The sequence below is a fragment of the Streptomyces sp. NPDC004435 genome, from assembly GCF_042873895.1.
Lineage (GTDB): Bacteria > Actinomycetota > Actinomycetes > Streptomycetales > Streptomycetaceae > Streptomyces.
This window is the reverse complement of the sequence record NZ_JBIAMB010000008.1, coordinates 97,228-121,174: the sequence shown is the minus strand read 5'-3', so window position 1 is coordinate 121,174 and position 23,947 is coordinate 97,228. Positions and strand designations below refer to the sequence as shown.

Here is a 23,947-nt window from a genome sequence, read left to right as displayed (position 1 = left end):
CGTCGGGGGGCGGTGGGGTTCATCGGGCGCCGGCCTCGGCGGCCGCCCGGCCGAAGGCCGCGCGGACCGTGCCGAGTCCGTCGATGCGGGCCTCCAGGACGTCGCCGGGGGCCACTTCGGCCATGGGGCCGAGCGCCCCGGTGAGGACGGTGTCCCCGGCGCGCAGCGGCCGGCCGAGGCGGACGAGGGTGTCGGCGAGCCAGACGGCGGCGTGCAGCGGGTTGCCGAGGCAGGCGACGCCCGCGCCGGTCGAGACGGGTTCGCCGCGGCGTTCCAGGACCATGCCTGCGGTCCGCAGGTCGAGGTCGCGCAGGAGGACCGGGCGGGTGCCGAGGACGTACGCGCCGCTGGAGGCGTTGTCGGCGACGGTGTCGACGGCCGTGATGTCCCAGTCGCGGACGCGACTGCCGACGATCTCGACGGCGGGCAGCGCGAAGGCGGTCGCGCGGATCACGTCGGCGACGGTGTGCCGCTCGTGGAGGAGGTCGTGCTCCAGGACGAGCGCCACCTCGGCCTCCGCCTTCGGCTGGAGGACCGCGCCCCAGGGCAGCTCCTCGCCGTCGGGGACGGCGGTGTCGTCGAGGAGGGCGCCGAAGTCGGGTGTGCCGACGCCGAGCTGGCGCTGGACGGCCGGCGAGGTGAGGCCGACCTTCCAGCCGGTGGTCCGGCGGCCCCCGGCGAGCCGGCGCCCGGTGAGGAGGGCCTGGACGGCGTAGGCGGCGTCGAGGTCCCCGGGCGGCAGAAGGTCGCGTACCGGGTCGCAGGGGACGCCGGTGCGCCGGGCGCGGTCGAGGCGGTCGGCGGCGGCCGTCACCGCCTCGCTCGCGTGCGGGGTGGCCTCGTGGGTCGTCGTCACAGCTTCACGCACACATTCATCGGTTCGGAGAAGAAGTCCAGCGAGTGGTCGCCGCCCTCGCGCCCGATGCCGGACGCCTTCACCCCGCCGAAGGGGGTGCGCAGGTCGCGCAGGTTCCAGGTGTTGACCCACGCGATGCCGACGTCGAGGGCGGGGGCGACCCGGTGGGCCCGGCGCACGTCGCCGGTCCAGACGGTGGCGGCGAGGCCGTACGGGCCGGCGTTGGCGAGCGCGAGCGCCTCCGCCTCGGTGTCGAAGGGCGCCAGGTGCACGACGGGGCCGAAGATCTCGTCCCGTACCGCCGGGTGGTCCTCCGGGAGGCCGGTGAGCACGGTGGGTTCGACCCAGAAGCCGCCGTCGCGGGCGTCCCCGAAGGACGGGACTCCTCCGCCGGCCAGCACCTGCCCGTCGGCGGCGGCGCGGGCGAGGTGGCCGCGGACCTTGTCGCGGTGGGCGGCGGAGATCATCGGTCCGTAGCCGGTGAGTTCCTTCGCCCCGGCGGCGAGGGCGGCGGCGAACGCGTCGAAGACCGGCCGCTCCACGTACACGCGCTCGGTGCAGAGGCAGACCTGGCCGCTGTGGGTGAAGGAGGAGCGGAGCGTGCCGGCCACGGCCTCGTCGAGGTCCGCGTCGGCGAAGACGAGGCCGGCGTTCTTCCCGCCGAGCTCGAAGGAGACGGGGGCGAGCCGGGCCGCCGCCGCCCGCATGATCGTGGATCCGGTGCGGGACTCGCCGGTGAAGGCGACCGCGTCCACGCCGGGGTGCTCGGTCAGCCACTGGCCCGCGGCGTCGGCGCCCCGGCCGTGGACGAGGTTGAAGACGCCCGCCGGGACCTCCGCCTCCTCCATCACCTCGGCGAGCAGGCATGCGGTGCCGGGGGTGAGTTCGGACGGCTTGGCGACGACGGTGTTGCCGGTGGCCAGGGCCGGTGCGACCTTCCAGGTGAGGAGCAACAGCGGCAGGTTCCACGGGGAGATGACCGCGACGACGCCCAGGGGCTTGTGCACCGTGTAGTTGAGGGCGCCGCGTCCGTCGGGGGTCGGGGTGTGCCACGAGTGCTCGTGGCGGCCGGTCAGGAGGTCGGCGTAGGCCCGGAAGTTGGCGACGGCGCGCGGGATGTCGACGGTCGAGGCCAGCTCGCGGGGCTTGCCGGTGTCGGCGCACTCGGCGGTCGTGAACTCCTCCGAGCGCCGCTCGATGCCGTCGGCGATCCGGTGCAGGAGTCGGGACCGCTCCGCCGGGCTCCAGCCGGCCCACGGCCCGCGCAGCGCCTCGCGGGCCGCGCCCACCGCCCGGTCGACCAGCTCCCGGCTCGCCTCCGGCACCTCGCCGACGACGCGCCCGGTGACCGGGTCGACGAGCGGGAACGGCACGCCGGACGCGTCGAACCCGCCTCCTACGTAATGCCGCACGGGTGAACTCACCTTGCAGACCTCCGTTGCTGAGCCGGGGACTGTCCGAAACTCGCCCCCGGGGCGTGTCGGTATAGTGCGCCCACTCAGCTATGCCGATCCAATGCCGATCGATGCATGAGGTATAGCGAAATCGGTATGCGGGGTGAGGGTTTGTCCCGCGGAAGGAGCCCTGGGCGTGGATCTCCTGGACGGCCGGCTGAAGTTCCGGCACCTGACCCTGCTGATCGCGGTGTACGAGCACGGAAGCGTCGTCCGCGCCGCCGAATCGCTGCACCTCACCCAGCCCGCCGCGACCCGCACCCTGCGCGAGCTGGAGACGGTCGCCGAGCTGCCGCTCTTCACCCGCGTCCCGCGCGGCATGCTCCCCACCGTCTACGGCGAGGCGCTCGTCGGCCACGCCCGCGCGGTGGTGGCCGAGGTGCGGCGTGCCGAGGAGCACCTCACGGGGCTGCGGCAGGGCCGGGACGGCACGGTCACCGTGGGCACCCTTCTCGCGGGGGCCAACGTGCTGCTCCCCCGTGCCGTCGCCCGGCTGAAGCGCGAGCGCCCCAGGCTGACCGTCGTGGTCCGGGAGGGCACGCCGGACGTCCTCCACCCCGCGCTGCTCGGCGGCGAACTCGACGTCATCGTCGGGCGGGTGGGGGCCGTTCCGGGCGACGGCGAAGGGGGCGAGCGGGTACGCCAGCGCGTGCTCTACCGCGAGCCCATCCGGCTCGCGGTACGGGCCGGGCACCCCCTCCTCGACGCGGCACGGCCCGGCGGTGGCGGCCGGCCGGAGGTCACGCTCACCGAAGCCCTCGGGCATCCCTGGATCCTGCCCGTCGAGCAGACCGCCCTGCGGCAGGAGCTGGCAGCCCTCTTCGTCGACCGGGGCCTCTCGCTCCCCGTCGACCGGGTCGAGTGCACGTCGATCCTGACCATGCGGGCCCTGCTGCTCCAGACGGACATGGTGGCGCTCCTGCCCGAGCTGGTCCTCCGCGACGACGAACACCTCGCCGCCCTGCCCGTCGAGCTCCCCTCCGTCGGCCGTACGGTGGGCGTCACCGAGGCCGCCCACCGCACCCGCACCCCCGCCCTGGAAGCCCTGCTCCGCCACCTCGACGAGGAAGCGGCCCTGCTCCGCGCCTCACTGCCGGGAGCGCCGGCGGGCGAAGGGCGCTGAGGCGCGCGGGCTCCGCCGCGCAGCGGATTCCAGCGGACGCACTTTTCCCTCTTTCCGGGGATCGCTGCTGGTCAGTTGGGGTGAACGGCCGCCCGGCAGCGTGCCCGCCGCCGGGCGGAGGGCGTTGGAGGGGATGTGAGTACCGCAAGCACAGCTCCGATACTGACCGTTCTCCTCGACACTCCCGCCCCTCCCGTCGTGCACGACTCGGGCGCGGACGCCGCGCCCGGCGAGATAGTCGTCGTCGGCTGCACCACCCTCGGCAGCACCCTGGTCGTCCATCTCGCCGGCGAGATCGATCACCTGAGCGTCAGTCCGCTCCGCGCCCTGCTGGCCTCGGCGGCCGACCACGGCCGCACCGGGCTCGTCCTGGACACCGCCCAGGTCACCTTCTGCGACTCCGCGTTCCTCAAGGTCCTGGACTGGTGGCCACGGCAGGGTCGGCGGCTCAGGCTGGCGAACCGCTCCCGAGCCGTCCAGCGCCTCCTGAGCGCCGCCGCGTACGGAAGGCCGCGGCCCGAGTGGACGGTCTCCCCCGTCCGCGAGCACCCGCGCGGCCGACCGCGGGGCTCCGCCCCGGCGCAACCCGTCAGCCCCCCGACCGGATTCCGGACCGTCCGCGACCGCTAGCCCGTCCACGGCGACCTGTGGGAAGAGGGTGGTGGGCCGGGTGGTGAGGAAACCACCCGCGCCCACCACCCTCTCCCTGCCCGCCGTCGGCGCCCTCCGCCACAGACGGCGGCGGCCCCAGGGTCAGCGCTCCTCGCGCAGGCCCCAGGGCGATCCGTACGCGCCGAGGAGGTCGAGGAACGGCCGGGCGGGCAGCGCCTCGGGGCCGAGGACGCCGGCGGCCTTCCACGTGCCGTCGGCGATCAGCTCCAGGGCGATCACCGGGTTCAGGGCGGTCTGCCAGACCACGGCCTGGGAACCGTACTCGCGCATCGACCACTCGTTGTCGACGACGTGGTACAGGTACACCTCCCGCGCCGCGCCGTCCTTCGTCCCCTTGACCCAGGTGCCCGCGCAGGTCTTGCCCTTCATGCGGTCGCCCAGCGTGGCCGGGTCGGGCAGGCAGGCGGCGACCACGTCGCGCGGGGAGACCTGGACCGGGCCGTCCGGCCCGGGCACGGTGACCTTGGCCGTCGAGTCGAGCCCCAGGGCGCTGAGGGTCTTCAGTTTGGCGATGAAGTCGTCGCCGAGGCCGTACTTGAAGGTGACCCGGCGCGCGTCCACCCAGCGCGGCATGAGGAGGACCTCCTCGTGCTCGACGTTCACGCACTCCACCGGGCCGATGCCCTCGGGGAAGTCGAAGACCTCCGGCTCGCTGAAGGGAGCCGTGGTGAACCAGCCGCGCCCCTTCTCGTAGACGACGGGCGGGTTGAGGCACTCCTCGATGGTGGTCCAGATGCTGAAGGAGGGCGCGAAGTCGTATCCCTCCACCGTGAGGTTCGCGCCGTCACGGACGCCGAGCTCCTCGATGTCGTCGAAGAGCTCGTCCGCCGCGTACCGCGCGAACACGTCCGACAGGCCCGGCTCCACGCCCATGCCGACGAGGGCGAGGCGGTCGGCCTTCTCCCAGGCCCCGGCGCGCGCGAACTGCTCGTCGCCGAGCTTGACTCCGCACTGCTCGTAGGGCGCGGTCGGGTGCGGCACGGACAGCGACATCGCCATGTCGACGTAGTGCGTGCCCGCGGCGAGCGCCGCCTCGAACAGGGGCATCACGAACCTGGGGTCGGTGGCGTTCAGCAGTACGTCGCAGTTCTCCTCCTCCAGGAGCCGGCGGACCGCCGACTCGTCGGAGGCGTCCACGCGGCGGGCGCTGAAGCGGCCCTCCCGGTCGTCCAGCGCGGCCACGGCGGCCTCCGCGCGGGCCGGGTCGTAGTCGGCCACGACCATGTGGGTGAGAAAGGCACGTCGGGCCGCGATGCGGGTGACGGCGGTTCCGACACCGCCCGCACCCACGAGAAGTACACGCATGTCACACACCATTCGTCGAGATCGTCCCGGCGAGAACCCGGGAACGCCTCGATGCAACACGAACCCGGCGGTTAAAGTCTACGGCGTTGGCATAAGGGTGACGAGGTGGTGCAGGGATGCCGAAGAAGGTGGTTCCGGAGGCGGAACGGCGACGGCGGCGGCCGACCCGGCAGGGCACCGTCCTGTCGGAGAAGCACATAGTGGAGACGGCGCTGCGGATGCTGCGCGAGCACGGGACTGCCGGGCTGACCGCCCGAAGGCTCGGCGCCGCCCTCGGCGCGGACCCCAGCACGGTGTACCGCTACTTCGCCGGCCTCGACGGGCTCACCCGGGCCATCGGCGAGGAGCTGATGGGGCGGGCCCTGGACAGCTGGACGGCCACCGGGAGCTGGCGTCCCGACCTGCGCGCGCTGGGTCTGGCCATCCACGCCTCCTACCTCGCGCACCCCCAGGCCGCTCTGCTGACCGCCAGCCGCGTCACCGGCCGTCCCCGGGAGATCGAGGTGGACGAGACCATCCTGGGCATCCTGCGCGGTGTGGGGTTCGGTGACACGGAGGCCGTGAGCCTGTACCACGCCTTCATCGACCTGGCGCTGGCCTTCGCCTCGCTCGACGCGGGTGCGCTGGCCGTCAAGGACGACGCCAGGCAGGCCGACGAGTCCATGTGGACCTCCACGTACGCCCGCCTCCCCTCCGAGACCCATCCGCACATCGCCGCCACCTCGCGTCTGCTGGCGGACCGGATGAATCTCAGCGCCTATCCGATCGTGCTGGACACCCTCCTGGACCGGGCGGAGGCCCGGCTGACGGCCTCACGGAGCCGCGCCGCCGGCACCGCTTGACGGCCCGCTCCGCTCCCGCCCACCACCTCCACGCGATGCGGAGCTCCCCGGTCGGGATCACACTGGTCAGGGTGAGCAACCAACCGGCATCCGGTTCGGGGCCCGGAGCAGCAGAGACCGGGAGTCCCCCGCGGGCTCCGAACCAGACCGTGGCCCTCGCGGCGATGATGTTCGCGGTGGCGATGACCTTCATCGACCAGACCATCGTCTCCATCGCCGCCCCGGACATCGTCCGGGAGCTCGGTCTCACGAGTTCGGGCATGCAGTGGGTCGTGAACGCCTATCTGCTGGCCCTCGCCGCCTTCTTCGCCCTGGGCGGCCGGCTCGCCGACCTGTACGGTCCCCGGCGCGTGGTCATGATCGGCACCCTGGTGTTCGTCGTGGCCTCGGTGCTGTGCGGATGCGTGCCCTCCGGGGACTTCGCGCAGACCTGGCTCATCGTCTTCCGCGGCGTCCAGGGCTTCGGCGCGGCCCTGCTGTTCCCGGCCGCGCTGGCCGTCGTGGTGGCCGTGTTCCCGGTCGAGAGGCGCGGCCGCGCCCTCGCCCTCTTCTTCGGGATCTCCGGCGCGCTGACCGCGATCGGGCCGCTGCTGGGCGGCTGGCTCACGGCCTCGTGGACCTGGCGGGCCGTCTTCTGGGTCAACGTCCCCGTGGCGATCGTGGCGCTGGTGCTGACGGCGCTCGCCCACATCGCCGACCGGCGGCGCGGTGGCACCCTGGACTGGCGGGGCGCCGTGCTCATCGCCGTCGGCATGGGCCTGAGCGTCCTCGGCTTCCAGCAGGCGTGGTCGTGGGGCTGGGCGAGCGCGGCGACGTGGCTGTGCATCCTCGGCGGGCTCGCGGTGCTGTACGTCTTCGTGCGGTTCGAACAGCGCGTCGAGCATCCTCTGGTCGATCTGAGGGTGTTCAAGGACAAGGCGTTCTCGATGGACGTGGCCGTGCTGTTCTTCGCGATGCTGGCCTTCGTCCCGGTGTTCTTCTTCTCCTCCGTGTACGCCCAGGTGTCCCTCAGCGCCTCGCCGAACCAGGCGGCGCTGTTCCTGCTGTACTTCTTCGCCGGCTTCGCCCTCGCCTCCCAGTGGGGCGGCCGGATCCTCGACAAGAAGGGCGCCCGCCCCGCTCTGAAGATCGGATGCGTCGTCGGCGCCGTGGGCTTCGCCCTGTGGGCGAACAAGCTCACCGACCTCTCGATGCACGACCAGTGGCCCTACGCGGCCATGGCGGGAGCGGGCATCGGGTTCATCCTCGCGCCCGCCTCCACCGACGCCGTGAACCGGGCCATCGGCCCGTCGTACGGGGAGGTCACCGGCATCACCCAGACGGTGCGCAACTACGCGGCGAGCGTCGGCATGGCCGTGTTCGGCACCATCCTGACGCGGGTCATGACGGAGAACGTGGTGGACACCCTGCGGGCCCGCGGGATCTCCTCCGACGTGGCGCACGACGTCGCCCGCAGCATCAGCGAGTCCGTCTCCGGGCACGGCGACTCCACCCCGCCCACCGGAAGCGGCCAGGCGGCGGAGGCCACACGGGACGCCATGCAGGCCATCCAGACGGACTTCGCCCAGGCCAACCAGTGGGTCTTCTACGGCATGGCCATCGCCCTCGCCGTCGGCTACCTCTTCGCCGTGCGCCACCCCGGCGGCCACGGCGCGCAACAGCCGGAGCATGCCGGGAGCGGGGCCGGGACGGCGGAGCGCCCTCCGGCCGGCTGAGTCCGGCACGAGGCGATCGCGGACGTCTATCGGGCGGTCGGCTCCTCCCCCGCGGCGGTGACGACGGCTGCCAGGTCCGCGCCAGCCCGCAGCAGTGCCACGGTCCGCGTGGCGATCTGGTCGAGACGTCGCCGCAGGATGTGCTCGGTCTCTCCTGGGCCGTCGAGCCGGTCCAGGGCGGCCACGAGGTCGCGTACCTCGGGAATGCCGTAGCCGGCGGCCCGGAGGGCCGCGACGATCCGGGCCGCTCTGATCGCCGGAAGGCCGTATCGACGTGCTCGCAGGGACGTCACCCGCTCGGGGACGACGAGCCCTTCCTGCTCCCAGAACCGGAGCGTCGAGGCACGCACGCCGAGCGCCGCGGCCAACTGCGTGATCGTCATCGCGTCGCCCTCCCGCTCGGCCCCGGGCGGGTCCGTCTCCCCCTGGATCGCCCGCAGGGCCCGCTGGGCGCGCAGCGTCTCGTCCCGTTCCCGGGCGAGCCGCACGTGCACCGCGCCCACCTCCGCGGCCGCCGTCGTGATCGTCTCCGCCCGCAGCTCCGTCAGCATCCGCCGTGCCTCGACGGGCCCCACGGCTGCGGCGAGCCCTCGATACGCGCGAAGGGCGTGGACGTGAACCGGCGTGTAGGAGCGGTAGCCGTTGCCCGCCCGGGCGGCCGGCGGGATGACGCCCAGCCGCTCCAGGTCGCGCACCTGCTGCGGCGAGTAGCCCGACTCCCGGGCGACATCGACGGTTCTCAGCGGTCCTCGCCGGGCTCCGCTCGCGGTCTCGTCCACCGGCCAACCCCACAGAAGCACTCGAAGCTGATGCTTGAACCATGAGTATGCACACGAGCATGGAACAGATCATCGCGGCCGTGCGTCACCTCGACGGCGCGCTCGTCCTGCTCCCCGGACCGGGGGGCGACTTTCCCGAGCAGGTGTGGGGAGACGCCTTCTTCTACTACGCCCCCGACGGCCGGGTCCCCGGGAACACCCAGCCCTACGGGACGATCGTCACCAGGGACCAGCCCGGCGACACCGCTTCCGACCTCGATCCCCCGGGCCGCTGGCGCGTGAACGTCCGCGTCGACCGTGCGACGTTCCGCCGGCTCACCGGGGAGGAGCCACGGAGCCTCGGCCGCCCCCGCGACCACGCGGCCGCTGACACGGTGATGCCCCACCCGGTGTACGGCCCCCTCGGCTGGGTGTCCGTCGTCGATCCCGGCGAGCGCACGACGGACACGGTCCTGGGGCTCCTTCGGGACGCGCACGGCGCCGCCCGCGCGCGCTCCGCCCGGCGCCACGGACCAGGAACCGCCTGAGCCCCGCCCGGTCACCGCACGCGGCGCGGCCGTCCCCGCGCCGGGCCGGAGCCGCCCGCCGCCATGACACGGGTCACCTACGCTTCCGTGTCATGGCGATGTTCGTGCATGTGACCTCGGCGGCGAACGCGCCGCGCATCCGGCGGTCCGGGATCCGGGCGGCCGGCCACGGCCAGGGCGGCGCGCGGGGCGTCTACTGCTTCCCCGTCCTGCCCTCGTACACCCTCACCCACCAGTGGCTGCGCGAACTGGCCCGTTTCGGCAGCAGGGGCGGGCTCGTGGCCGTCCACATACGTCTCGACGACGCCCAGGAGGTGCTGGTCGGACGGTACTCCGACCGGGCGCGGGGCCGGCAGGCCGAAGTCGCCGCTTCCGAGGCGGTGCGCCGGATCGCGGAACGGGAGGACCCGCGCGGGTGGGAGGTCTTCGTACCCCGGGCGATCCGGCCGCGCGAGGTGCACCGGGTCCGGGCGGCGCCGCAGGTGGCGGGCTGGCGGTACCTGCCGGACGCGCACGGTACGCGCCCCTGCTCCTGCTTCGGGTGCCGTGTGCGCGGCGGGTACGGGGCGCGGCGGCTGCGGGAGCGGCTGCCGCATCCGCTGGACGGTCCGCCGCCGCCCGTCGGGGTGCTGCTCGCCCGGGTCGAAGCCGGCGACCCCGGGGACCCGGTCGCGCTGCGCGAGACCCTGCGCTGGTTCGGTATGCGCCGGCGCGGCCCGCTCGACCGGTTGAGCCGCCTCGCCGCCCACCCCGACCCCGGGGTTCGGGAAGCCCTGGTGTGGGCGGTCGCCGGCTGGTCCACCCCGGGGGTCGGCGAGCTGCTCGACGGCCTCGCCGACGACCCGGACGCCGACGTACGGGACGCGGTGGAGGCCGCCCGCGATCCGCTGTGATCCGGGGTCCCGTTCTCGGCCGTCGTCCTCGCCCCGACGCTGGTCGCGCCCGTTCGGCAGCACGCGGTCACGGGCTGCCCCGGTCGCGGCCTCCCCGTCCGCCCGCGGGCTCTTCGCGGCGCCGGCGCGCCACCAGTACGACGGTGAGCACGAGGCCCAGGGCCACGGCCAGGACGCCCTCCACGCCGAGTCCGGCGTGCAGAAGACCTCCCGTATAGGCCCCCGCCGCCAGCGTGACCACCGAGACCGCGCGCCGCATCGTGGCGGTTCCGGGTCGGTCCACGGCCAGCCCGGTCAGCGTCCGGGTCATCACGGTCGTGGTCAGATCCGGCACCCCCAGACGGTGCACGAGGGCGTTCTGCAGGCCCATGCCGCAGGCCAGGGGCACCAGGACCGCGTACCGCCCCCAGCCGGCCGCCTGGCACGTGAGCGCCGCCGCGAGGAGCAGCGCCTGGATTGCGGCCACCGGCGCGACGATCCGTGCCGGTTCTTCCTCCCGCCGCCACGCGCCGCCCGCGAACGCACCGGCGATGAACCCCAGGAGGGCGACCGCCGAGGCCGCCGCGGACAGCTGTGCCGCGCCCGACAGGGCGAACCCGAGGAAGACCACGTTGCCGGTCATGTTGGCCACGAACACCCGGCCCAGCCCGAGGAAGCTCGCCGCGTCCACCAGCCCGCTGACGAACGTCAGCGCGAACAGCAGCGGCACGAAGCGCGCGTAGCGGTGTCCCTCGGGGAACATCAACCGCGCGGCCGGCCCTCCCCCGCTCACCGGTGCCCGCCGGCGCGGCCGTGCCCCGGGCGATGCGCTCCGCGCCCTCCGATGACTCGCGTCCCTTTCACCTCCTCACTGGACCAGAGGCCGGAGGCAAATCGGTCGTCCCACGCCCGACGGGCCCCCTCGTCCCCTCCGCGTGGCGGGGTCGGCCTCCGGTGCGGGGGCCGCGACAGGACGGGTCCGACGGGGACGCGGAGGGGCCCTCCCGCTGCTGCGGGAGGGCCCCTCCGCGTGGTGCCCGGCGATCTGGGCGGGGGTCAGGCGTGGTGGCGGCGGCCGCCGGTGACGAGGCGGTAGAGGGCCAGCAGGATCATCGAGCCGACGATGGCCGCGATCCAGGTCGAGACGTCGAAGAAGCCGTCGATCGAGTCGACGCCGAGTATCACCTTGCCGAGCCAGCCGCCGAGCAGACCGCCGGCGATGCCGATGAGGATGGTGACGATGACGCCGCCGGGGTCCTTGCCCGGCATGAGAGCCTTGGCGATCATTCCGGCCAGCAGGCCGATGAGGATCCACGCGATGATGCCCATGGGGCGCCTCCAGATTCTTTGGCTCAAGTGGGTCGTAGCCTCCGCCTGTACCGATCCGGCGCCGCCAAACCCCCTATTTCGCGGCTGCGGCCTGACGACGGCGCCGACCGGGCGCCCATCCGGGCGGCAGGCGCTCAGCCGGGCGGCGGCACGGCTGCACCGGGCGGCGGGACGCGTTCGGCGGGCGGCGGCGGGCCGGGCGGGGTGCCGTCGCCGAAGGGGCGTCCGCCGAGGGACTGCCGGCCGTGCGGGGTGAGCCAGTCGCCGGTGTCGGGGCCGCGGGGCACGATGCCGGTCGGGTTGATGTCCCGGTGGACGACGTAGTAGTGCTCCTTGATCTGGTCGAAGTCGATCGTGTCGCCGAAGCCGGGGGTCTGGAAGAGGTCGCGGGCGTACGCCCACAGCGCCGGCATCTCGGTCAGCTTCCGCCGGTTGCACTTGAAGTGGCCGTGGTAGACGGCGTCGAAGCGGGCGAGGGTGGGGAAGAGCCGGACGTCGGCCTCGGTGAGCGTGTCGCCGACCAGATAGCGCCGTCCGGAGAGCCGTTCCTCCAGCCGGTCGAGCGCGTTCCACAGCCGGCGGTACGCGGTGTCGTACGCCTCCTGCGTGCCGGCGAAGCCGCAGCGGTACACCCCGTTGTTGACGTCCTGGTAGATCTCCTCGCAGAGGGACTCGATCTCCTCGCGGTGCCGCTCGGGGAGGAGGTCCGGCGCGCCGGCGCGCTGGTGTTCCGTCCACTGGCTCCCCAGGTCCAGGGTGATGGTGGCGAAGTCGTTGGTGACCACCTGGCCGGTGGGCACGTCGACGATCGCCGGCACGGTGATCCCCCGCTCGTACCCGGGGTCGCGCCGCAGGAACGCCTCCCGCAGCCGCCTGATGCCGAGCACCGGGTCCCGGCCTCCCGGATCGAGGTCGAAGGACCAGCTGCGCTCGTCGTGGACCGGTCCGGCGATGCCCATCGGCAGCGCCTCCTCCAGCCCCATGAGCCGCCGCACGATCACGGCACGGTTCGCCCACGGGCACGCCCGCGCGACGATCAGCCGGTAGCGGCCCGGCTCCACGGGGTAGCCGTCGCGCCCGTCGGCCGTGATCCTCGTCGTCAGGTAGTGGCGGTCCCGCTCGTACGATCCCTCATCCGTCATCGTCTCGCTCCTTCCGGGGCGGCAGGCCGGCCCGGCGCCGCTCCTCCTCGCTCCACGCGCGCGTGTCGCGCGGTTCCACGTACGGTTCCCGGTCCGGCGGCATGCCGCCCGCCACCGCGCGCCGGCGCAGCAGTTCGGCGTCGAGCTCCAGGCCCAGCAGCACGGCCAGGTTGGTGATCCAGAGCCACACGAGGAACACGACGACGCCTGCCATGGTGCCGTAGACGCGGTTGTACGAGGCGAACGTGGAGACGTACACGCCGAATCCCGCCGATGCCGTCACCCAGATCAGCAGGGCGAGCACGCTGCCGGGGGTGACCCAACGCCAGCCGCGGCCCTTCGCGTTCGGGCTGCCCCAGTACAGCAGGGCGATCATCACGACGGCGAGCAGGAGCAGGGCGGGCCACTTGGCCACCGACCAGACCGCGAGGGCGGTGTCGCCGACGCCCAGCGCGTCGCCGGCCCGGTGCGCCACGTCCCCGCTGAGCACGAACACCAGGGCACCGGTGGCGGCCATCACCATCAGCGCCGCCGTCATGCCGAGGCGGAGCGGCAGGAGCTTCCAGAGGGGGCGGCCCTCGGGCACGTCGTGGACGCGGTTGGCGGCGCGCATGAAGGCGCCGACGTAACCGGAGGCCGACCACAGCGCCACGGCGAGACCGGCCACGGCCATCGTGGCGCCCGTGGCCGCGTTCTCCCGCAGGGAGGCCAGCGTCTGCTCCAGGACGTCGCGGGCCGGTCCCGGCGCCAGGCCGCCGAGGCTGTCCAGCACCCGGTCGGTCGTGCGCCGCCCGCTGATCCCGAGCAGGGACACGAGGGCGAGCAGTCCGGGGAAGAGCGACAGCACGCCGTAGTACGTCAGCGCCGCCGCCCGGTCCATCAGCTCGTCCTCGGTGAACTCGCCGGCCGCGCCCTTGAGGACCGCGACCCAGGAGGCTCGGGGGAGGCCGGCCGGCGAGTCCGGGGCGCGTGCCTCGACGACGGGGCCCGGTCCGGCGGCCTCGGTCTCGCTCGTCGCGCCCTCTGCGCGCGTCGCGCCGATGCCCCGGGTCTCGTCGGGGTCGGGCGGCTCGGGGTCGGGCGTCTCGGGTGCCGGTCGTACCGGTGTCCGCCGTTCGTGGATGCTTCGCTCGGCCATGCCCCGCCGTGTACCCGCCGGGCGAGGTCCTACGCGAACGGTCGCCCCCGGGCGCCGCCCGGACTGGGGCGCCCCCTCCGGAACACTCGCCCCATCGGACCCAACGCCACACCGACTCGCGGCAGTTGGGCATGAGAGGCAGCGGCACGGGCATCCGGCTCTCATGGGAGAAGAGACCGAGAACAGACCCGCGCCGGACCGCCGTTCGTGGAAGCGCCCCGGAGGGAGGTGGCGCCTCGCCACCGTCGCCCTGCTCGTGATCGCCGTCGCCCTCATGGTGGTCGGCCAGTTCCTCAGGCTCCCCGGTCTGGACGTCTTCGGGACCGACGTGAAGGACCGCTCCGGTCCCGCCGTCCTGAAGTCCGTCCAGGACCTGAGCCGGTACGAGGGCGCTGCCGGGACCTATCAGGTGGTGGTCGACCTGGAGCACGACGCGCGGTTCCTGCCGGACGCGATCCGCGGCACCCGCACGCTCTACGTCGCGACCGGCGGTGTCAGCGCCTACGTCGACCTCGGCGCCCTCCGGGACGACGCGGTCAGCGTCGACGCCGACCGGACCGAGGCCACGCTCCGCCTGCCCCACGCCCGACTGGGCGATGCCTCGCTCGACCCCGCGCACTCGTACGCCGTCTCCAAGCAGCGCGGTCTGCTGGACCGGCTGGGCGACCTCTTCTCGGACAACCCCGCGAGCGAACAGGCCGTCCACGTCCTGGCCGCCCAGCGCATCGGCGACGCCGCCCGCACGTCCGACCTGACCTCCCGGGCGGAGCGGAACACGAGGGCCATGCTCCAGGGGCTCCTTCTCGGCCTCGGCTTCGAGCGGGTGACCGTCGTCTACGAGTGAGTGCTCACGACCCGCCGGGGGACGTCTACCGGCTGCGCAGGAGGAACAGCGCGATGTCGTCCGTGTGCCCGTGCCGGGGCGCGGCGTGCCTCAGGAGGGTGTCGGCGATCAGGTCGAGGGGCCGGCCGCCCACCCGGTCGAGCTGGTGGGCCAGGTCGGCGAGGGAGTCGCTGATGTCCGTGCCGGGGCTCTCCACCAGGCCGTCGGTGTACAGCGTGAGCAGGGAACCCGCGGGAAGGTCGGCGGCGGTGACGGGGTAGTCGGCCTCGGTGCACGGTCCGATGCCGAGCAGCGGGCCGGGGTCCACGGCGAGCGGGGCGGTCCGCCCGGTGGAGGCGGGCCCGCGCAGCAGCGGAGGCAGGTGTCCCGCGCTGGCCAGCTGGACCCGTCGCTCCACGAGGTCGATGTGCAGGTACAGGCAGGACACGAACAGGTCGGTCTCCAGGTCGATCAGCACGCGGTTGGTGCGGGCCAGCACGTCGCCGGGCCGGGAGCCCGCGGTGGCGTGGACGGCGGTGCGGACCTGGCCCATGAGGGCGGCGGCGTTGATGTTGTGGCCCTGCACGTCGCCGATGACCGCCGCGGCGGCCGTGTCGCCGAGGCGGATCAGGTCGTAGAAGTCGCCGCCGACGTCGATGCCGTGGGCGGCCGGGAGGTAGCGGGCGGCGACGGCGAGCCGGGGGACGCGGGGCAGGGTCACCGGGAGGAGCGCCTGCTGGAGGCCGTGGGCCAGGTCGTGCTTGGCGTCGTACAGCAGCGCCCGGTCCATGGCCTGCGCGATGAGTCCGGCCAGGGAGACCAGTACGGCACGGTCGCCGGCGTCGAAGCGGTGCGGGTGGTCGTACGACAGGACGCAGCAGCCCACCCGGCGCTGGGAGACCACCAGGGGAAGGAAGGCCCACGCCTGCTTGCCGCTGTGCAGAGGAGCGCGGGGGTGGGCGCGGGTGAGCTCGTCGGGGTCGGCGTAGAAGGCGGGCGTGCCGCTGTTCAGGACGCGGCCGACGGGTGAGACCTCCGTGTCGATCGGCAGCCCGTCCAGGCGCGCCACGGCCCTCGGGTCGTAGCCCCTGTGCCCGATGACCCTGAGCCGGCCAGCGTCGGCGGCGGAGACGACCAGGCCCTGGGCCCCGAAGGCGGGCAGGATCAGATCGGCCACGGTGCCGATCACGTCGGACACGGTGACGGTCTGGCTGAGGGCGGCGGACAGGTGCATCAGCTGGTGGATCCGGCCCGTGCCGACCGTCTCCCCCGCGTCCTCCGGGGTGGTCGTGGCGGCGTGCGGGGGCGAGGCGTCGGAGGACTCCTCGCCGAGGCTGGGGGAGATGAAGGCGCTGATGCCGCTGTCGTCGGGGTAGAGCCGGATGTCGTACCGGCGGCCCGGCGGCCCCGCGGCCGTGTAGGCGACCGGCTCGCGGCTGAGGACGGCCGTGCGGTACCGGTCCTCGTGCACCGGCGAGTCGAGCCAGGGGACGGTCTGCCAGGGCAGGGTGCCCATGAGGCTGTCGGCGCTGCGGCCGAGCAGCCGGGCTGCCGCGTCGTTGACGTAGGTGACGCGGCCCTGGAGGTCCATGCCGAGGGCGCCGAGAGGCAGCCGTCTCAGCAGGTCGTCGGCGGCGAGCCCGGTCTGCGCGGGGTCCGCGCCGGGGTGGAGCAGCGGGACGGCCCTCGGCTCTTCGGGGATGTCCCAGAGGCCGGACGCCTCGTCCAGGATGCGGGTGACACCGCTCGCGCTCGCCAGCACGGCGCCGCGTTCGCGCCGGGTCAGCGAGGGCGGGTGGCTCTTGGGCCAGACGAGTGCCAGCGCCCCCCACCGGCGGGCCCCGTGCAGAGGCGCGAAGGCGAGCGCGAACTGGTACGGCAGCCCGGCCGCCGCGTTCGGGTACAGGCGTGCCATGTCCTCCTGGCGCCCCACCCATACGAGGTGGTCCTCCCGCACCGACTCGGAGAGCGGTCCGGCCGCCGACACCGCCACCCTCCACCAGGGCGCGACCGTGCGCACCGGCATGCCGCAGACGGCGGCCAGGCACAGCATCGGCTGGTCCGGCGAGAGCAGGTACACGCCCGCCGCCAGCGCCCCCGTGCGCTGCACCGTCGCGCTGAGCGCCTGCTCCAGGGACAGTTCCCCGCCGGTCGCGAGGCCGTCAGCACTCATACGATCGACAGTAGCCCTCTCCGGACCGAAGGGCCGGGGCACGGCTCGGGCCGAGGGGTCTCCACGGTCCGCGCGGGTGGGCGGGGACGCGCCGGCGCGGGGCGTGGGCGCCGTGGGCCGCGCGCGGTCGGGCACGCTCGGATGCCGGGCATACGGGCCGTGGACCGCGGGCAGCCGTGGAAGGAGGCGAGGCCGATGCGTACGGTACGGATCGACAGGGTGCGCGCGAAGGCCGGTGACGCGCTGTTGCGGCGGGTGGCGGGCCCCGAGGCGCACCGCAAGCGCGCCCGGATCCACGGGACCCCGGGCCCGCGCTGGTTCGCCCCCGACCGCCCGGTGCGGGTGGTGCACGGGGACGCCTCGATGTACGTCGGGGGCCTTGCCGCGCTTCTCCTGCAGTCACTGCATCCGGTCGCCATGGCCGCCGTCTGGGCGCACTCCGGCTTCCGCGGCGATCCCTGGGGCCGGCTCCAGCGGACCAGTACCTTCCTCGCGGAGACGACCTTCGGGACGGCCGGTGACGCGGAGCGGGCGGTGCGGCGGGTACGCGCCGTACACGCGCGGGTGACCGGGACGACCACCGACGGAACGGCCTACCGGGCCTCCGATCCGGCGCTGCTCTCCTGGGTGCACCTGGCGGAGACCTGCTGCTTCCTGCGGGCGTACCAGTGCTACGGGAAGGGCCCGCTGCCGGCCGCCCGCCGGGACGGCTACGTCGCGGACATGGCGTCGGTCGCGCGGCGCCTGGGGGTCCCCGACCCTCCGGTGACGGAGGCGGCGCTGGGGGAGGCGCTGGAGCGCAGACGCGGCGAACTGCGGACCACCGACGAGGCGGCCGGGACGGCACGCTATCTGCTGGCCGCGCCACCCCTGCCCTGGCCGGCCCGCCTCCCGTACGCCCTGCTCGCGGCAGCGGCGGTCGACCTCCTGCCGCCGTGGGCGCGGCGGCTCGTCGTTCTGCCGGTGCACATCCGGCTCCTTCTGCCGGTGGCACGGCCGGGCGGCCGGCTCGTCGTGGCGGCGATCCGCTGGGCGACGCCCGCGCCGCCCGTCGCCACCCGGCGGCCGACGGCGGCCGAAGGGGGACGGCGGCCGGCGGACCCGCCCGGGAGGTGACGGGTGCCCGGTGGACCGGGCGCCGGATGACGGTTCCTCGGCCGGATCAGCCGGCGCTCGCGCCCAGCAGGCCCGTGCGCAGGCGCTTCACCGTCCGCGCCAGCAGGCGGGAGACGTGCATCTGGGAGCAGCCGAGGCGTTCGCCGATCTCGGCCTGCGTCAGTTCCTCGACGAATCGCAGGTGGATGATCTGCCGGTCGCGCTCGTCCAGGTCGGCGATCAGCGGGGCGAGCGAGTGGAAGTCGTCCACCAGCTCCATCGCGGGATCTTCGGCGCCGATGAAGTCCGCCAGGGACGCGTCGCCCTCCTCGTCCTCGCCACCGAGCACGGCGTCCAGGGAGGAGGAGTTGTAACCGTTGGACGCCAGCCGCGCCTCGGTCACCTCCTCCTCCGTCAGACTCATCAGCTCCGCCAGCTCCTTCACCGTCGGCAACCGCCCCAGACGCGTACTCAACTCCTCCGTCGCCTTCGCCAGCTCCACCCGAGCCTCCTGAAGCCGCCGCGGCACATGCACCGCCCACGACGTGTCACGGAAGAACCGCTTGATCTCACCCACGATGTAAGGAACCGCGAAAGTCGTGAACTCCACCTCCCGCGACAACTCGAACCGGTCGATCGCCTTGATCAGACCGATCATCCCCACCTGGACGATGTCCTCCATCTCGTCCGCACGATGACGGAACCGCCCCGCCGCATACCGCACCAGACTCATGTTCATCTCGATCAGCGTGTTCCGCGCGTACTGGTACTCGTGCGTCCCCTCCTCCAGCACCGCCAGCTCACGGAAGAACACCTTCGACAGAGCCCGAGCATCCTTCGGCGCCACCGCCATCGTGTCCGGGATCCACGGCAACGCCCCCGCCCCGACCTCGACCCCAGCACCCGCCATCGTGGTGACCGACACACCAATCCCCTCTCCCACAGATCCCGAACCGGGACACACGGCCCTGTCCAAGCCCGCCTACCCGGACTTCCCACGTCCACACAGCCTTTTTCGAATCTGTGCTCGGGAACGGGCCTGCCGCCCACGGAGCCGACCTCGCTGACGGGGTGGAGCTGAGGCAGGCTCAGGCACCCCGGTCCGCAGGCGTGTCGGGGAGACGGAGGGCCGGGGACCGGTTCCTCCCGCGGTCGCAGGGCAGACGGAAGGTGCGAAGTCGTCGTTCGAAGGAGAGTCATGACAAGGGATCCCTCGATGAGAGCCGTCGGCTGGGCGAGGTCGCTGCCCGTCGGCATGGGCGTGAAGACCGCCAGGGACTGGACGCGCGGGCACCTGACGACCCTCGGCTGGGACCGGACCGCGCCCGGGGTGGCGGACTCCGTGGTCCTGGCCGTCTCCGAACTGGTCACCAACGCGCACATCCACGCGCACAGCGACGCGCAGCTCATCCTCACCTGGGACGAGGAGTGCCTGCACGTCACCGTGCACGACGCGTCGCCCCGGCTTCCCGAGCCGCGCGGCCCGGACGACAGCGCCCTGGGCGGGCGCGGCCTGTTCCTCGTCGACGCCCTCGCCGACGAGGTGCGCACCCAGCCCTGCCCACGAGGCAAGGACGTGACCGCCTGCTTCCGGCCGTCCAAGTCCGACGAGCCGGGATGATCACCCGCCCCGGGCGGCGGGAGCGGCCCTGGTGGAAAGTGGCGGGATCCCGTGAAGGCGGTGCGGGCCACCGGGGAGACGAGGCGCGTTCTTCGGAAAGGGCGTTTCGGCGTCGCGTTCGCGGTCAGTCGGATGATCCGACCCGATCCCCTTGCCCGTGAGGAGTCCGCGATGCCGGTCGTACTGATCCTGCTGTTCGGTGTCGGGGTGGCGATGGCGTGGTGGAGCGTCACGCCGGTGGCCGGCGGGCCGCGGAGGGGAGCCCGATGACGGCCTGAAGCCGAACTCGGCCGCGCGCGACCGTGTTTCGGGTCCGGCCGAGCGGTCAGGCGAAGACGAGGACGAAATCCCGACTATGTGCCAGGAGGCTCACATGGACAGCTGGCGTGAAGCCGCGGCCTGCCAGGAGGTCGACCCCGATCTGTTCTTCCCCGTGGGGGTGGGCTCCCCCGCCCTCGCCCAGGCGGAGGAGGCGAAGGAAGTCTGCCGGCGCTGCCCGGTGCGCGAGCAGTGCCTGCGCGCGGCGATGGCGGAACCTCAGCCGCCGGCGGGCGTGTGGGGCGGTCTCACGGAGACCGAACGACGCACGCTCCGACGGCGGTCGAGCCGCCGCGCGGCCGCGGGGCGCTGACGAGTCGCTGGCGCGTCGCGCCCACCCGGCTCCCCCCGCTTCCCGGCTTCCCGGCTTCCCGGATCCCCGGATCCCCGGATCCCCGGATCCCCGGATCCCCGGATCCCCGGGGCACACTCCCCCGATACCCGCTGGGGCCGCGCATGGCGTCCGGGGTCCGCGCCGCGGACGGCCGCACTTCCGGTGACGGCCCGAAACGCGCGGGTCCCGTCCGGAAACGGAAGCGCGCGGTCCCGTCCGGAACCCCCGCTCGGCCGCGTACCCCCGGCCCGTCCGTCCCGGCCCGTCAGTCCGACGGTTCCGCCGTGTCGGTGCGGTCCTGCCGGAGGGAGAGGCGCGCGCGGACCCGCTTCCCGTCCGGGACGGGCTCCACGGTCAGGCTCTCGCAGACGGCGAGGACGATCTCGACGCCGTGCTGCCCGATCCGGCAGGGATCGTGCCCGCGGGGCACGGGGACGGCGGGCTCACGGTCGAAGACCGAGATGTCGAGGGTGTCCCGGCGCAGCTCCAGGACCAGGCGGCAGAGGCCGCCGGCGTGCCGTACCGCGTTGGTCACCAACTCGCTGACCACCAACTGCGCCAGTTCGACGCGCTCGTCCGCCACCGGCCCGCCCCGCGTGGACGGGGCGGCCACGAGAAAGTCCGCCGTGAAGGCACGCGCTGAGGCGATCGCCCCGCCGTGGGCATCGTCGTCGTAGACGGCGCTCACGGTCAGCAGGGGCTCCGGCGCCGACCGCCGTACGGTGATCGCGTCCGTCATGCTGCTGGTACTCCCCTCGTCCGGGTGGGTGGGCACGGCCGAAACAGCTCGTACCCGCCTCTCCGCACTTCATGATTCCCCCACGGATCACGCCCACCGACGGTACGTGACGACCGCCTCGGGCGAGCGACCGGGCCGTCCGGTGCCTGTCACCGGCCTCGACGGCGGGAGGATCACCGCGCATGCCGTGCCGGAGCGCCGGGGCCGGGGCGGCCGCGGGTCGTACACGCTGTGTGTCCGCACCGGTACGCGCCTCGGGGACGCGATTCGGATCGGCGCCCGCCCTCGCTCGCCCGGAACGCGATCGATCCGAGTCGGCACGGTGCTCTCCGCGTGACGCCACGATGTGGGCCCGGCACCTCCGGTGTGGAGGTGCCGGGCCCACATCGTGGCGGGGACGCGGCCTGAGGTCTGCCGGGCCGCCCACCAGCGGTGTCGGCTACCCGGTCCCGCGGCGACCGACCAGGGCGCCTGAAGCGCGGGGCCGGCGGCGAGGAACGGCACGAGGGGCCGTGCGAGACCGTGCGTAGCGAGCTCCGGAAAGACGGGGCGCGGGAAGAAGCCCGCGCGCTCAACCGCGGCGTTCGAGCAGCAGGGCCATCGGCCCGAGGCTGCTCCGCGCCGCCCGCCGCCCGGCCCGCCGGCCGACGAGGTACGCAAGGCCGAGCGCGGTCACCGCGCCCGCGACCGCGGCGGCCGTCACCGCCTTGTCCGCGCGCACCGCGCTCCACGCCGCGTCCCCGGCACCCCGCGCCGCGCGCGCGGCCGCGCGGGCCTTCTCCGCCCACGGGGCCGGGAGGACGTCCGGCACCCCGAGGTCCGCCAGGTCCTCGCCCTCCTCCTCGTCGACGGCATCCGTCCACGTCATGTCGGGGTAGTCCGGCACCACGTACGGGCCCGTCCGGTGGAACGCGTTCTGTTCACTCTTCTCCGAAGCACTCATGGGCAACATCTCGCCGTACCCGCGCGGGCTAAACATCTACGCCCACGTGGTGGCGCCGGTGGCGACGAACGGCCGGGCAATTCATCCGGGCTGTTCAGAATTGCCCCGCTATTCATGTTTGCCGTCCGCGATACCGGTCAGGCGTCCTGGTGTCAGATGTGCCGCAGGGATAAGGAGTGATTCCTCGTGTCCGGTGAGCAGAAGATGAAGGCCAAGGGCGAACAGGCCAAGGGCAAGCTCAAGGAGGCGGCCGGCCGGCTGACCGACGACGAGAGCCTGGAGGCGAAGGGCCGGGCCGAGCAGGCGAAGGGCGACGCGCGCCAGGCCAAGGAGAAGGCGAAGGACGCTTTCAAACACTGACGCGGCGGACGACCGCTTCGTCAGGCGTCATCGGGCGCCATCGGGCGCCGTAGGGCCTTGTCCGCACGGAGGGCGGCCCGCCACCTGGCGGACCGCCCTCCGCGGCGTTGCCGGGAGCCGTACCCGCGAGGGGGAGGTCCCGGCCGGCGCACCTGATCGATTCAGAACGTGTCGGCGGCGTCGTCGCTCGGGTCGTCCTGGACCCGGAGGACGGCCACCCACAGCGGCATCATCCAGTGCGCGGCCAGCACGCCGACGAGGACGGGGGTCACGGCGAGCTGGAGCGGCGCGTCCGCCAGGACGCTGTAGGTGCCCGCGGCGACCGCCGCGGCCACGAGCAGCCACAGGGTCACGCGGTGGGACAGGGCTCGCACCCGGTCGCGCTCCACGAGCTGTCGCTCGTCGAGCATCCGGCCGCGGAGTTCGAGGAGTCCCCGCGTGGAGCCGTTGAGGGCGCCGGTGAGGACGACCCAGGGGAGCAGGACGCCCGCGATCACGAGGGCGGGGCCGTACCCGGGTCCGAAGACGGTGCCGATCCAGGCGCCCACTCCGACGGCGGTCAGGGCGACATGGGCCCCGACCGCGAGCCGGCGCCGGGTCGTCGTGGCGTAGACGGCCGCCGCACGGCGGTCGTTCATCAGTGCGTACATGTGCCGGTCGTAGCGCGTCGCGGTCATCACTGCTTCCTCCCGTAGACCTCGTCGGTGAGCGGCTGGAACGGCTCCAGGGAGAACAGCGCCTCCACCGGCAGGCCGAAGAACCGGGCCACTTTCAGGGCCAGGTCGAGGCTGGGGTTGTACTGGCCGCGCTCGATGTAGCCGATGGTCTGGTAGTGGACGCCCACTGCCTCGGCCAGTGCCTGTCGAGACACCTTCCGCTCAGCCCTGACAACGGCCAGCCTGTTGTGTACCTGCTCGCTCATGTATAAGAAGTACTACATTCTGATCCAGGTGCACAACACGTAGCTCGGAGTGCACCCATGGATGCCTTCGAGGACGAACCCCTCTTCCGGTGTGGTGCTGTCGCGCCCGCTTCAGCCGCGGCCGAGCCGCGGCAGCGACGCGCAGAGATGCTCGGGCAGTTCAGGCAGGACCTCGCGGATGCCCGTACACCCCGCCTCGCCGTTCATGGCGACCGCTTGCCAGCCCGAGGGCTCGGCCCGGTAGAACCAGCGTTGGCTGATGCTCCCGGGGGCACAGCCGTCGCCCGCGTCGCCGCACGCCGGCCCCATCCGGGTCGACAGGTCGAGCACCAGCCACGTCTCGTCGCAGCCGCGCTCGTCCCAGTTCGTGTGCTTCGGGATGTCCGTGTCGTCGACCGCCTGCCGGTACGAGGACGGGGTGCAGCGCGGAGGCGTGGGGTCGCAGCCGTTCTCGTCGCACGGCCGCAGGGCGGGGTCGCACCGGCGGGGGTGTAGACGTTCCGGCTGTTCACCATGACCCGGCGGGAGCCCAGGGGCTCACCCAGGTCGTCCTTCGCTTCGACCCGCCGTGTCCCCGTGCAGCCGGCCTCCCGGTCCTGGGAGCGGGACTCGTACGTGACGCTGACGTGCACCGTCCCGTGCTCGACGGTGTCGAGAGCACCGCGCAGGTCGCGTACGCAGTCGACGTCGACCGGGCCGTCGGGCACTTCGGCGCCGACCACCAGCGACCGGCCGCCGTCGGTGGTACGGACTCCGTCGATGCGGATCGGAACGGACAGCGTCCAGGCGGCCGCCGCGACCGCCCCGCCCGTGGCCCCGCCCTCAGCCGCCCCCGTCGCTTCCGCGCCGGTCGCGGTGCCGACCG

26 protein-coding genes are annotated in these 23,947 nt (G+C 73.6%); 11 read left to right on the top strand and 15 right to left on the bottom strand.

The genetic code is table 11. The features are described from left to right. Positions 1-19 precede the first annotated feature (19 nt). Entirely contained in the window at positions 20-856 is an 837-nt protein-coding gene (locus ACFYT9_RS16435; protein ID WP_389164126.1) for a 2-keto-4-pentenoate hydratase, read from the bottom strand. Beyond that, positions 853-2,268 carry a 2-hydroxymuconic semialdehyde dehydrogenase gene (locus ACFYT9_RS16430; RefSeq protein ID WP_389164123.1) on the bottom strand — a complete coding sequence of 472 codons (1,416 nt, stop codon included), beginning with the start codon at positions 2,266-2,268 and terminating at the stop codon, positions 853-855. Before ACFYT9_RS16430 ends, ACFYT9_RS16435 begins: the two co-directional genes overlap by 4 nt. A gap of 178 nt (positions 2,269-2,446) precedes the next feature. Between ACFYT9_RS16430 and ACFYT9_RS16425 the strand changes: the two genes are divergently transcribed. Further along, the gene (locus tag ACFYT9_RS16425) at positions 2,447-3,433 is read left to right on the top strand and encodes a LysR substrate-binding domain-containing protein (protein ID WP_376604953.1); all 987 of its coding nucleotides are present in this window, start codon (positions 2,447-2,449) and stop codon (positions 3,431-3,433) included. 135 nt (positions 3,434-3,568) lie between these two features. Then, entirely contained in the window at positions 3,569-4,063 is a 495-nt protein-coding gene (locus ACFYT9_RS16420) for an STAS domain-containing protein (protein WP_387277020.1), read from the top strand. A 123-nt stretch (positions 4,064-4,186) separates the two neighbouring features. Here ACFYT9_RS16420 and ACFYT9_RS16415 read toward each other — a convergent pair whose 3' ends face one another. After that, a complete protein-coding gene (locus ACFYT9_RS16415; protein WP_376603223.1) occupies positions 4,187-5,410 on the bottom strand; it encodes a saccharopine dehydrogenase family protein in 1,224 nt (407 codons plus the stop codon). Positions 5,411-5,526: 116 nt separating this feature from the next. Between ACFYT9_RS16415 and ACFYT9_RS16410 the strand changes: the two genes are divergently transcribed. Together ACFYT9_RS16410 and ACFYT9_RS16405 are read left to right on the top strand one after the other, a co-directional pair. Then, positions 5,527-6,252 (top strand): TetR/AcrR family transcriptional regulator, encoded by a 726-nt coding sequence (locus ACFYT9_RS16410; RefSeq protein ID WP_389164119.1) that lies wholly within the window; start codon positions 5,527-5,529, stop codon positions 6,250-6,252. A gap of 164 nt (positions 6,253-6,416) precedes the next feature. After that, entirely contained in the window at positions 6,417-7,967 is a 1,551-nt protein-coding gene (locus ACFYT9_RS16405) for an MFS transporter (RefSeq protein ID WP_389164637.1), read from the top strand. 26 nt (positions 7,968-7,993) lie between these two features. Here ACFYT9_RS16405 and ACFYT9_RS16400 read toward each other — a convergent pair whose 3' ends face one another. Continuing rightward, complete coding sequence (locus tag ACFYT9_RS16400) at positions 7,994-8,746, bottom strand: MerR family transcriptional regulator (protein ID WP_389164116.1); 753 nt, start codon at positions 8,744-8,746, stop codon at positions 7,994-7,996. 59 nt (positions 8,747-8,805) lie between these two features. Between ACFYT9_RS16400 and ACFYT9_RS16395 the strand changes: the two genes are divergently transcribed. Together ACFYT9_RS16395 and ACFYT9_RS16390 are read left to right on the top strand one after the other, a co-directional pair. Further along, the gene (locus ACFYT9_RS16395) at positions 8,806-9,273 is read left to right on the top strand and encodes a DUF6194 family protein (protein WP_387277037.1); all 468 of its coding nucleotides are present in this window, start codon (positions 8,806-8,808) and stop codon (positions 9,271-9,273) included. 92 nt (positions 9,274-9,365) lie between these two features. Next, positions 9,366-10,166: a HEAT repeat domain-containing protein gene (locus tag ACFYT9_RS16390; protein WP_389164113.1), complete on the top strand. Its 801-nt coding sequence runs from the start codon at positions 9,366-9,368 to the stop codon at positions 10,164-10,166. 67 nt (positions 10,167-10,233) lie between these two features. Here ACFYT9_RS16390 and ACFYT9_RS16385 read toward each other — a convergent pair whose 3' ends face one another. The 4 genes from ACFYT9_RS16385 to ACFYT9_RS16370 form a co-directional block, all read right to left on the bottom strand. Further along, entirely contained in the window at positions 10,234-10,908 is a 675-nt protein-coding gene (locus tag ACFYT9_RS16385; protein WP_389164110.1) for a YoaK family protein, read from the bottom strand. 293 nt (positions 10,909-11,201) lie between these two features. Next, the gene (locus tag ACFYT9_RS16380; RefSeq protein ID WP_376603434.1) at positions 11,202-11,474 is read right to left on the bottom strand and encodes a GlsB/YeaQ/YmgE family stress response membrane protein; all 273 of its coding nucleotides are present in this window, start codon (positions 11,472-11,474) and stop codon (positions 11,202-11,204) included. Positions 11,475-11,608: 134 nt separating this feature from the next. Then, positions 11,609-12,616 carry a glutathione S-transferase family protein gene (locus ACFYT9_RS16375; RefSeq protein ID WP_389164107.1) on the bottom strand — a complete coding sequence of 336 codons (1,008 nt, stop codon included), beginning with the start codon at positions 12,614-12,616 and terminating at the stop codon, positions 11,609-11,611. After that, the gene (locus ACFYT9_RS16370) at positions 12,606-13,754 is read right to left on the bottom strand and encodes a YihY/virulence factor BrkB family protein (protein WP_389164104.1); all 1,149 of its coding nucleotides are present in this window, start codon (positions 13,752-13,754) and stop codon (positions 12,606-12,608) included. Before ACFYT9_RS16370 ends, ACFYT9_RS16375 begins: the two co-directional genes overlap by 11 nt. A gap of 163 nt (positions 13,755-13,917) precedes the next feature. Between ACFYT9_RS16370 and ACFYT9_RS16365 the strand changes: the two genes are divergently transcribed. Next, complete coding sequence (locus ACFYT9_RS16365) at positions 13,918-14,598, top strand: DUF4230 domain-containing protein (protein WP_389164102.1); 681 nt, start codon at positions 13,918-13,920, stop codon at positions 14,596-14,598. A 25-nt stretch (positions 14,599-14,623) separates the two neighbouring features. Here ACFYT9_RS16365 and ACFYT9_RS16360 read toward each other — a convergent pair whose 3' ends face one another. Beyond that, positions 14,624-16,750: a SpoIIE family protein phosphatase gene (locus ACFYT9_RS16360; protein ID WP_389164099.1), complete on the bottom strand. Its 2,127-nt coding sequence runs from the start codon at positions 16,748-16,750 to the stop codon at positions 14,624-14,626. 195 nt (positions 16,751-16,945) lie between these two features. Here ACFYT9_RS16360 and ACFYT9_RS16355 point away from each other — a divergent pair, with 195 nt between their 5' ends. Continuing rightward, on the top strand, positions 16,946-17,866 hold the full coding sequence (locus ACFYT9_RS16355) for an oxygenase MpaB family protein (RefSeq protein ID WP_389164096.1): 921 nt from the start codon (positions 16,946-16,948) through the stop codon (positions 17,864-17,866). Positions 17,867-17,912: 46 nt separating this feature from the next. Here ACFYT9_RS16355 and ACFYT9_RS16350 read toward each other — a convergent pair whose 3' ends face one another. Further along, complete coding sequence (locus ACFYT9_RS16350) at positions 17,913-18,770, bottom strand: RNA polymerase sigma factor SigF (RefSeq protein ID WP_389164093.1); 858 nt, start codon at positions 18,768-18,770, stop codon at positions 17,913-17,915. A gap of 273 nt (positions 18,771-19,043) precedes the next feature. Between ACFYT9_RS16350 and ACFYT9_RS16345 the strand changes: the two genes are divergently transcribed. Together ACFYT9_RS16345 and ACFYT9_RS16340 are read left to right on the top strand one after the other, a co-directional pair. After that, positions 19,044-19,466, top strand: a complete 423-nt coding sequence (locus ACFYT9_RS16345) for an ATP-binding protein (RefSeq protein WP_389164090.1) — start codon at positions 19,044-19,046, stop codon at positions 19,464-19,466. A gap of 373 nt (positions 19,467-19,839) precedes the next feature. Then, positions 19,840-20,097 (top strand): WhiB family transcriptional regulator, encoded by a 258-nt coding sequence (locus ACFYT9_RS16340; RefSeq protein ID WP_376605420.1) that lies wholly within the window; start codon positions 19,840-19,842, stop codon positions 20,095-20,097. 286 nt (positions 20,098-20,383) lie between these two features. Here the strand turns inward: ACFYT9_RS16340 and ACFYT9_RS16335 are convergent, their stop codons facing one another. Next, the gene (locus ACFYT9_RS16335) at positions 20,384-20,857 is read right to left on the bottom strand and encodes an ATP-binding protein (protein WP_389164087.1); all 474 of its coding nucleotides are present in this window, start codon (positions 20,855-20,857) and stop codon (positions 20,384-20,386) included. A gap of 571 nt (positions 20,858-21,428) precedes the next feature. Continuing rightward, the gene (locus ACFYT9_RS16330; RefSeq protein WP_389164085.1) at positions 21,429-21,800 is read right to left on the bottom strand and encodes a hypothetical protein; all 372 of its coding nucleotides are present in this window, start codon (positions 21,798-21,800) and stop codon (positions 21,429-21,431) included. A 186-nt stretch (positions 21,801-21,986) separates the two neighbouring features. Here ACFYT9_RS16330 and ACFYT9_RS16325 point away from each other — a divergent pair, with 186 nt between their 5' ends. Next, positions 21,987-22,160 carry a CsbD family protein gene (locus tag ACFYT9_RS16325; RefSeq protein WP_376606242.1) on the top strand — a complete coding sequence of 58 codons (174 nt, stop codon included), beginning with the start codon at positions 21,987-21,989 and terminating at the stop codon, positions 22,158-22,160. Positions 22,161-22,321: 161 nt separating this feature from the next. Here ACFYT9_RS16325 and ACFYT9_RS16320 read toward each other — a convergent pair whose 3' ends face one another. The 3 genes from ACFYT9_RS16320 to ACFYT9_RS16310 form a co-directional block, all read right to left on the bottom strand. Beyond that, positions 22,322-22,837 (bottom strand): hypothetical protein, encoded by a 516-nt coding sequence (locus ACFYT9_RS16320; protein WP_387278457.1) that lies wholly within the window; start codon positions 22,835-22,837, stop codon positions 22,322-22,324. Further along, positions 22,837-23,082, bottom strand: a complete 246-nt coding sequence (locus ACFYT9_RS16315; protein ID WP_055639523.1) for a helix-turn-helix transcriptional regulator — start codon at positions 23,080-23,082, stop codon at positions 22,837-22,839. Before ACFYT9_RS16315 ends, ACFYT9_RS16320 begins: the two co-directional genes overlap by 1 nt. Before the next feature lie 111 nt (positions 23,083-23,193). Continuing rightward, positions 23,194-23,412 carry a hypothetical protein gene (locus tag ACFYT9_RS16310; RefSeq protein ID WP_389164082.1) on the bottom strand — a complete coding sequence of 73 codons (219 nt, stop codon included), beginning with the start codon at positions 23,410-23,412 and terminating at the stop codon, positions 23,194-23,196. Between the last annotated feature and the right edge of the window lie 535 nt (positions 23,413-23,947).

Excerpts from the sequence above, each read along its gene's own strand:
- ACFYT9_RS16390 (WP_389164113.1), top strand. The coding sequence starts at position 9,366 with ATGGCGATGTTCGTGCATGTGACCTCGGCGGCGAACGCGCCGCGCATC.
- ACFYT9_RS16385 (WP_389164110.1), bottom strand. The coding sequence starts at position 10,908 with ATGTTCCCCGAGGGACACCGCTACGCGCGCTTCGTGCCGCTGCTGTTC.
- ACFYT9_RS16330 (WP_389164085.1), bottom strand. The coding sequence starts at position 21,800 with ATGAGTGCTTCGGAGAAGAGTGAACAGAACGCGTTCCACCGGACGGGC.
- ACFYT9_RS16340 (WP_376605420.1), top strand. The coding sequence starts at position 19,840 with ATGGACAGCTGGCGTGAAGCCGCGGCCTGCCAGGAGGTCGACCCCGAT.
- ACFYT9_RS16410 (WP_389164119.1), top strand. The coding sequence starts at position 5,527 with ATGCCGAAGAAGGTGGTTCCGGAGGCGGAACGGCGACGGCGGCGGCCG.
- ACFYT9_RS16335 (WP_389164087.1), bottom strand. The coding sequence starts at position 20,857 with ATGACGGACGCGATCACCGTACGGCGGTCGGCGCCGGAGCCCCTGCTG.
- ACFYT9_RS16415 (WP_376603223.1), bottom strand. The coding sequence starts at position 5,410 with ATGCGTGTACTTCTCGTGGGTGCGGGCGGTGTCGGAACCGCCGTCACC.
- ACFYT9_RS16365 (WP_389164102.1), top strand. The coding sequence starts at position 13,918 with ATGGGAGAAGAGACCGAGAACAGACCCGCGCCGGACCGCCGTTCGTGG.
- ACFYT9_RS16355 (WP_389164096.1), top strand. The coding sequence starts at position 16,946 with ATGCGTACGGTACGGATCGACAGGGTGCGCGCGAAGGCCGGTGACGCG.
- ACFYT9_RS16345 (WP_389164090.1), top strand. The coding sequence starts at position 19,044 with ATGACAAGGGATCCCTCGATGAGAGCCGTCGGCTGGGCGAGGTCGCTG.
- ACFYT9_RS16395 (WP_387277037.1), top strand. The coding sequence starts at position 8,806 with ATGGAACAGATCATCGCGGCCGTGCGTCACCTCGACGGCGCGCTCGTC.
- ACFYT9_RS16380 (WP_376603434.1), bottom strand. The coding sequence starts at position 11,474 with ATGGGCATCATCGCGTGGATCCTCATCGGCCTGCTGGCCGGAATGATC.
- ACFYT9_RS16320 (WP_387278457.1), bottom strand. The coding sequence starts at position 22,837 with ATGACCGCGACGCGCTACGACCGGCACATGTACGCACTGATGAACGAC.
- ACFYT9_RS16405 (WP_389164637.1), top strand. The coding sequence starts at position 6,417 with ATGATGTTCGCGGTGGCGATGACCTTCATCGACCAGACCATCGTCTCC.
- ACFYT9_RS16315 (WP_055639523.1), bottom strand. The coding sequence starts at position 23,082 with ATGAGCGAGCAGGTACACAACAGGCTGGCCGTTGTCAGGGCTGAGCGG.
- ACFYT9_RS16360 (WP_389164099.1), bottom strand. The coding sequence starts at position 16,750 with ATGAGTGCTGACGGCCTCGCGACCGGCGGGGAACTGTCCCTGGAGCAG.
- ACFYT9_RS16370 (WP_389164104.1), bottom strand. The coding sequence starts at position 13,754 with ATGGCCGAGCGAAGCATCCACGAACGGCGGACACCGGTACGACCGGCA.
- ACFYT9_RS16375 (WP_389164107.1), bottom strand. The coding sequence starts at position 12,616 with ATGACGGATGAGGGATCGTACGAGCGGGACCGCCACTACCTGACGACG.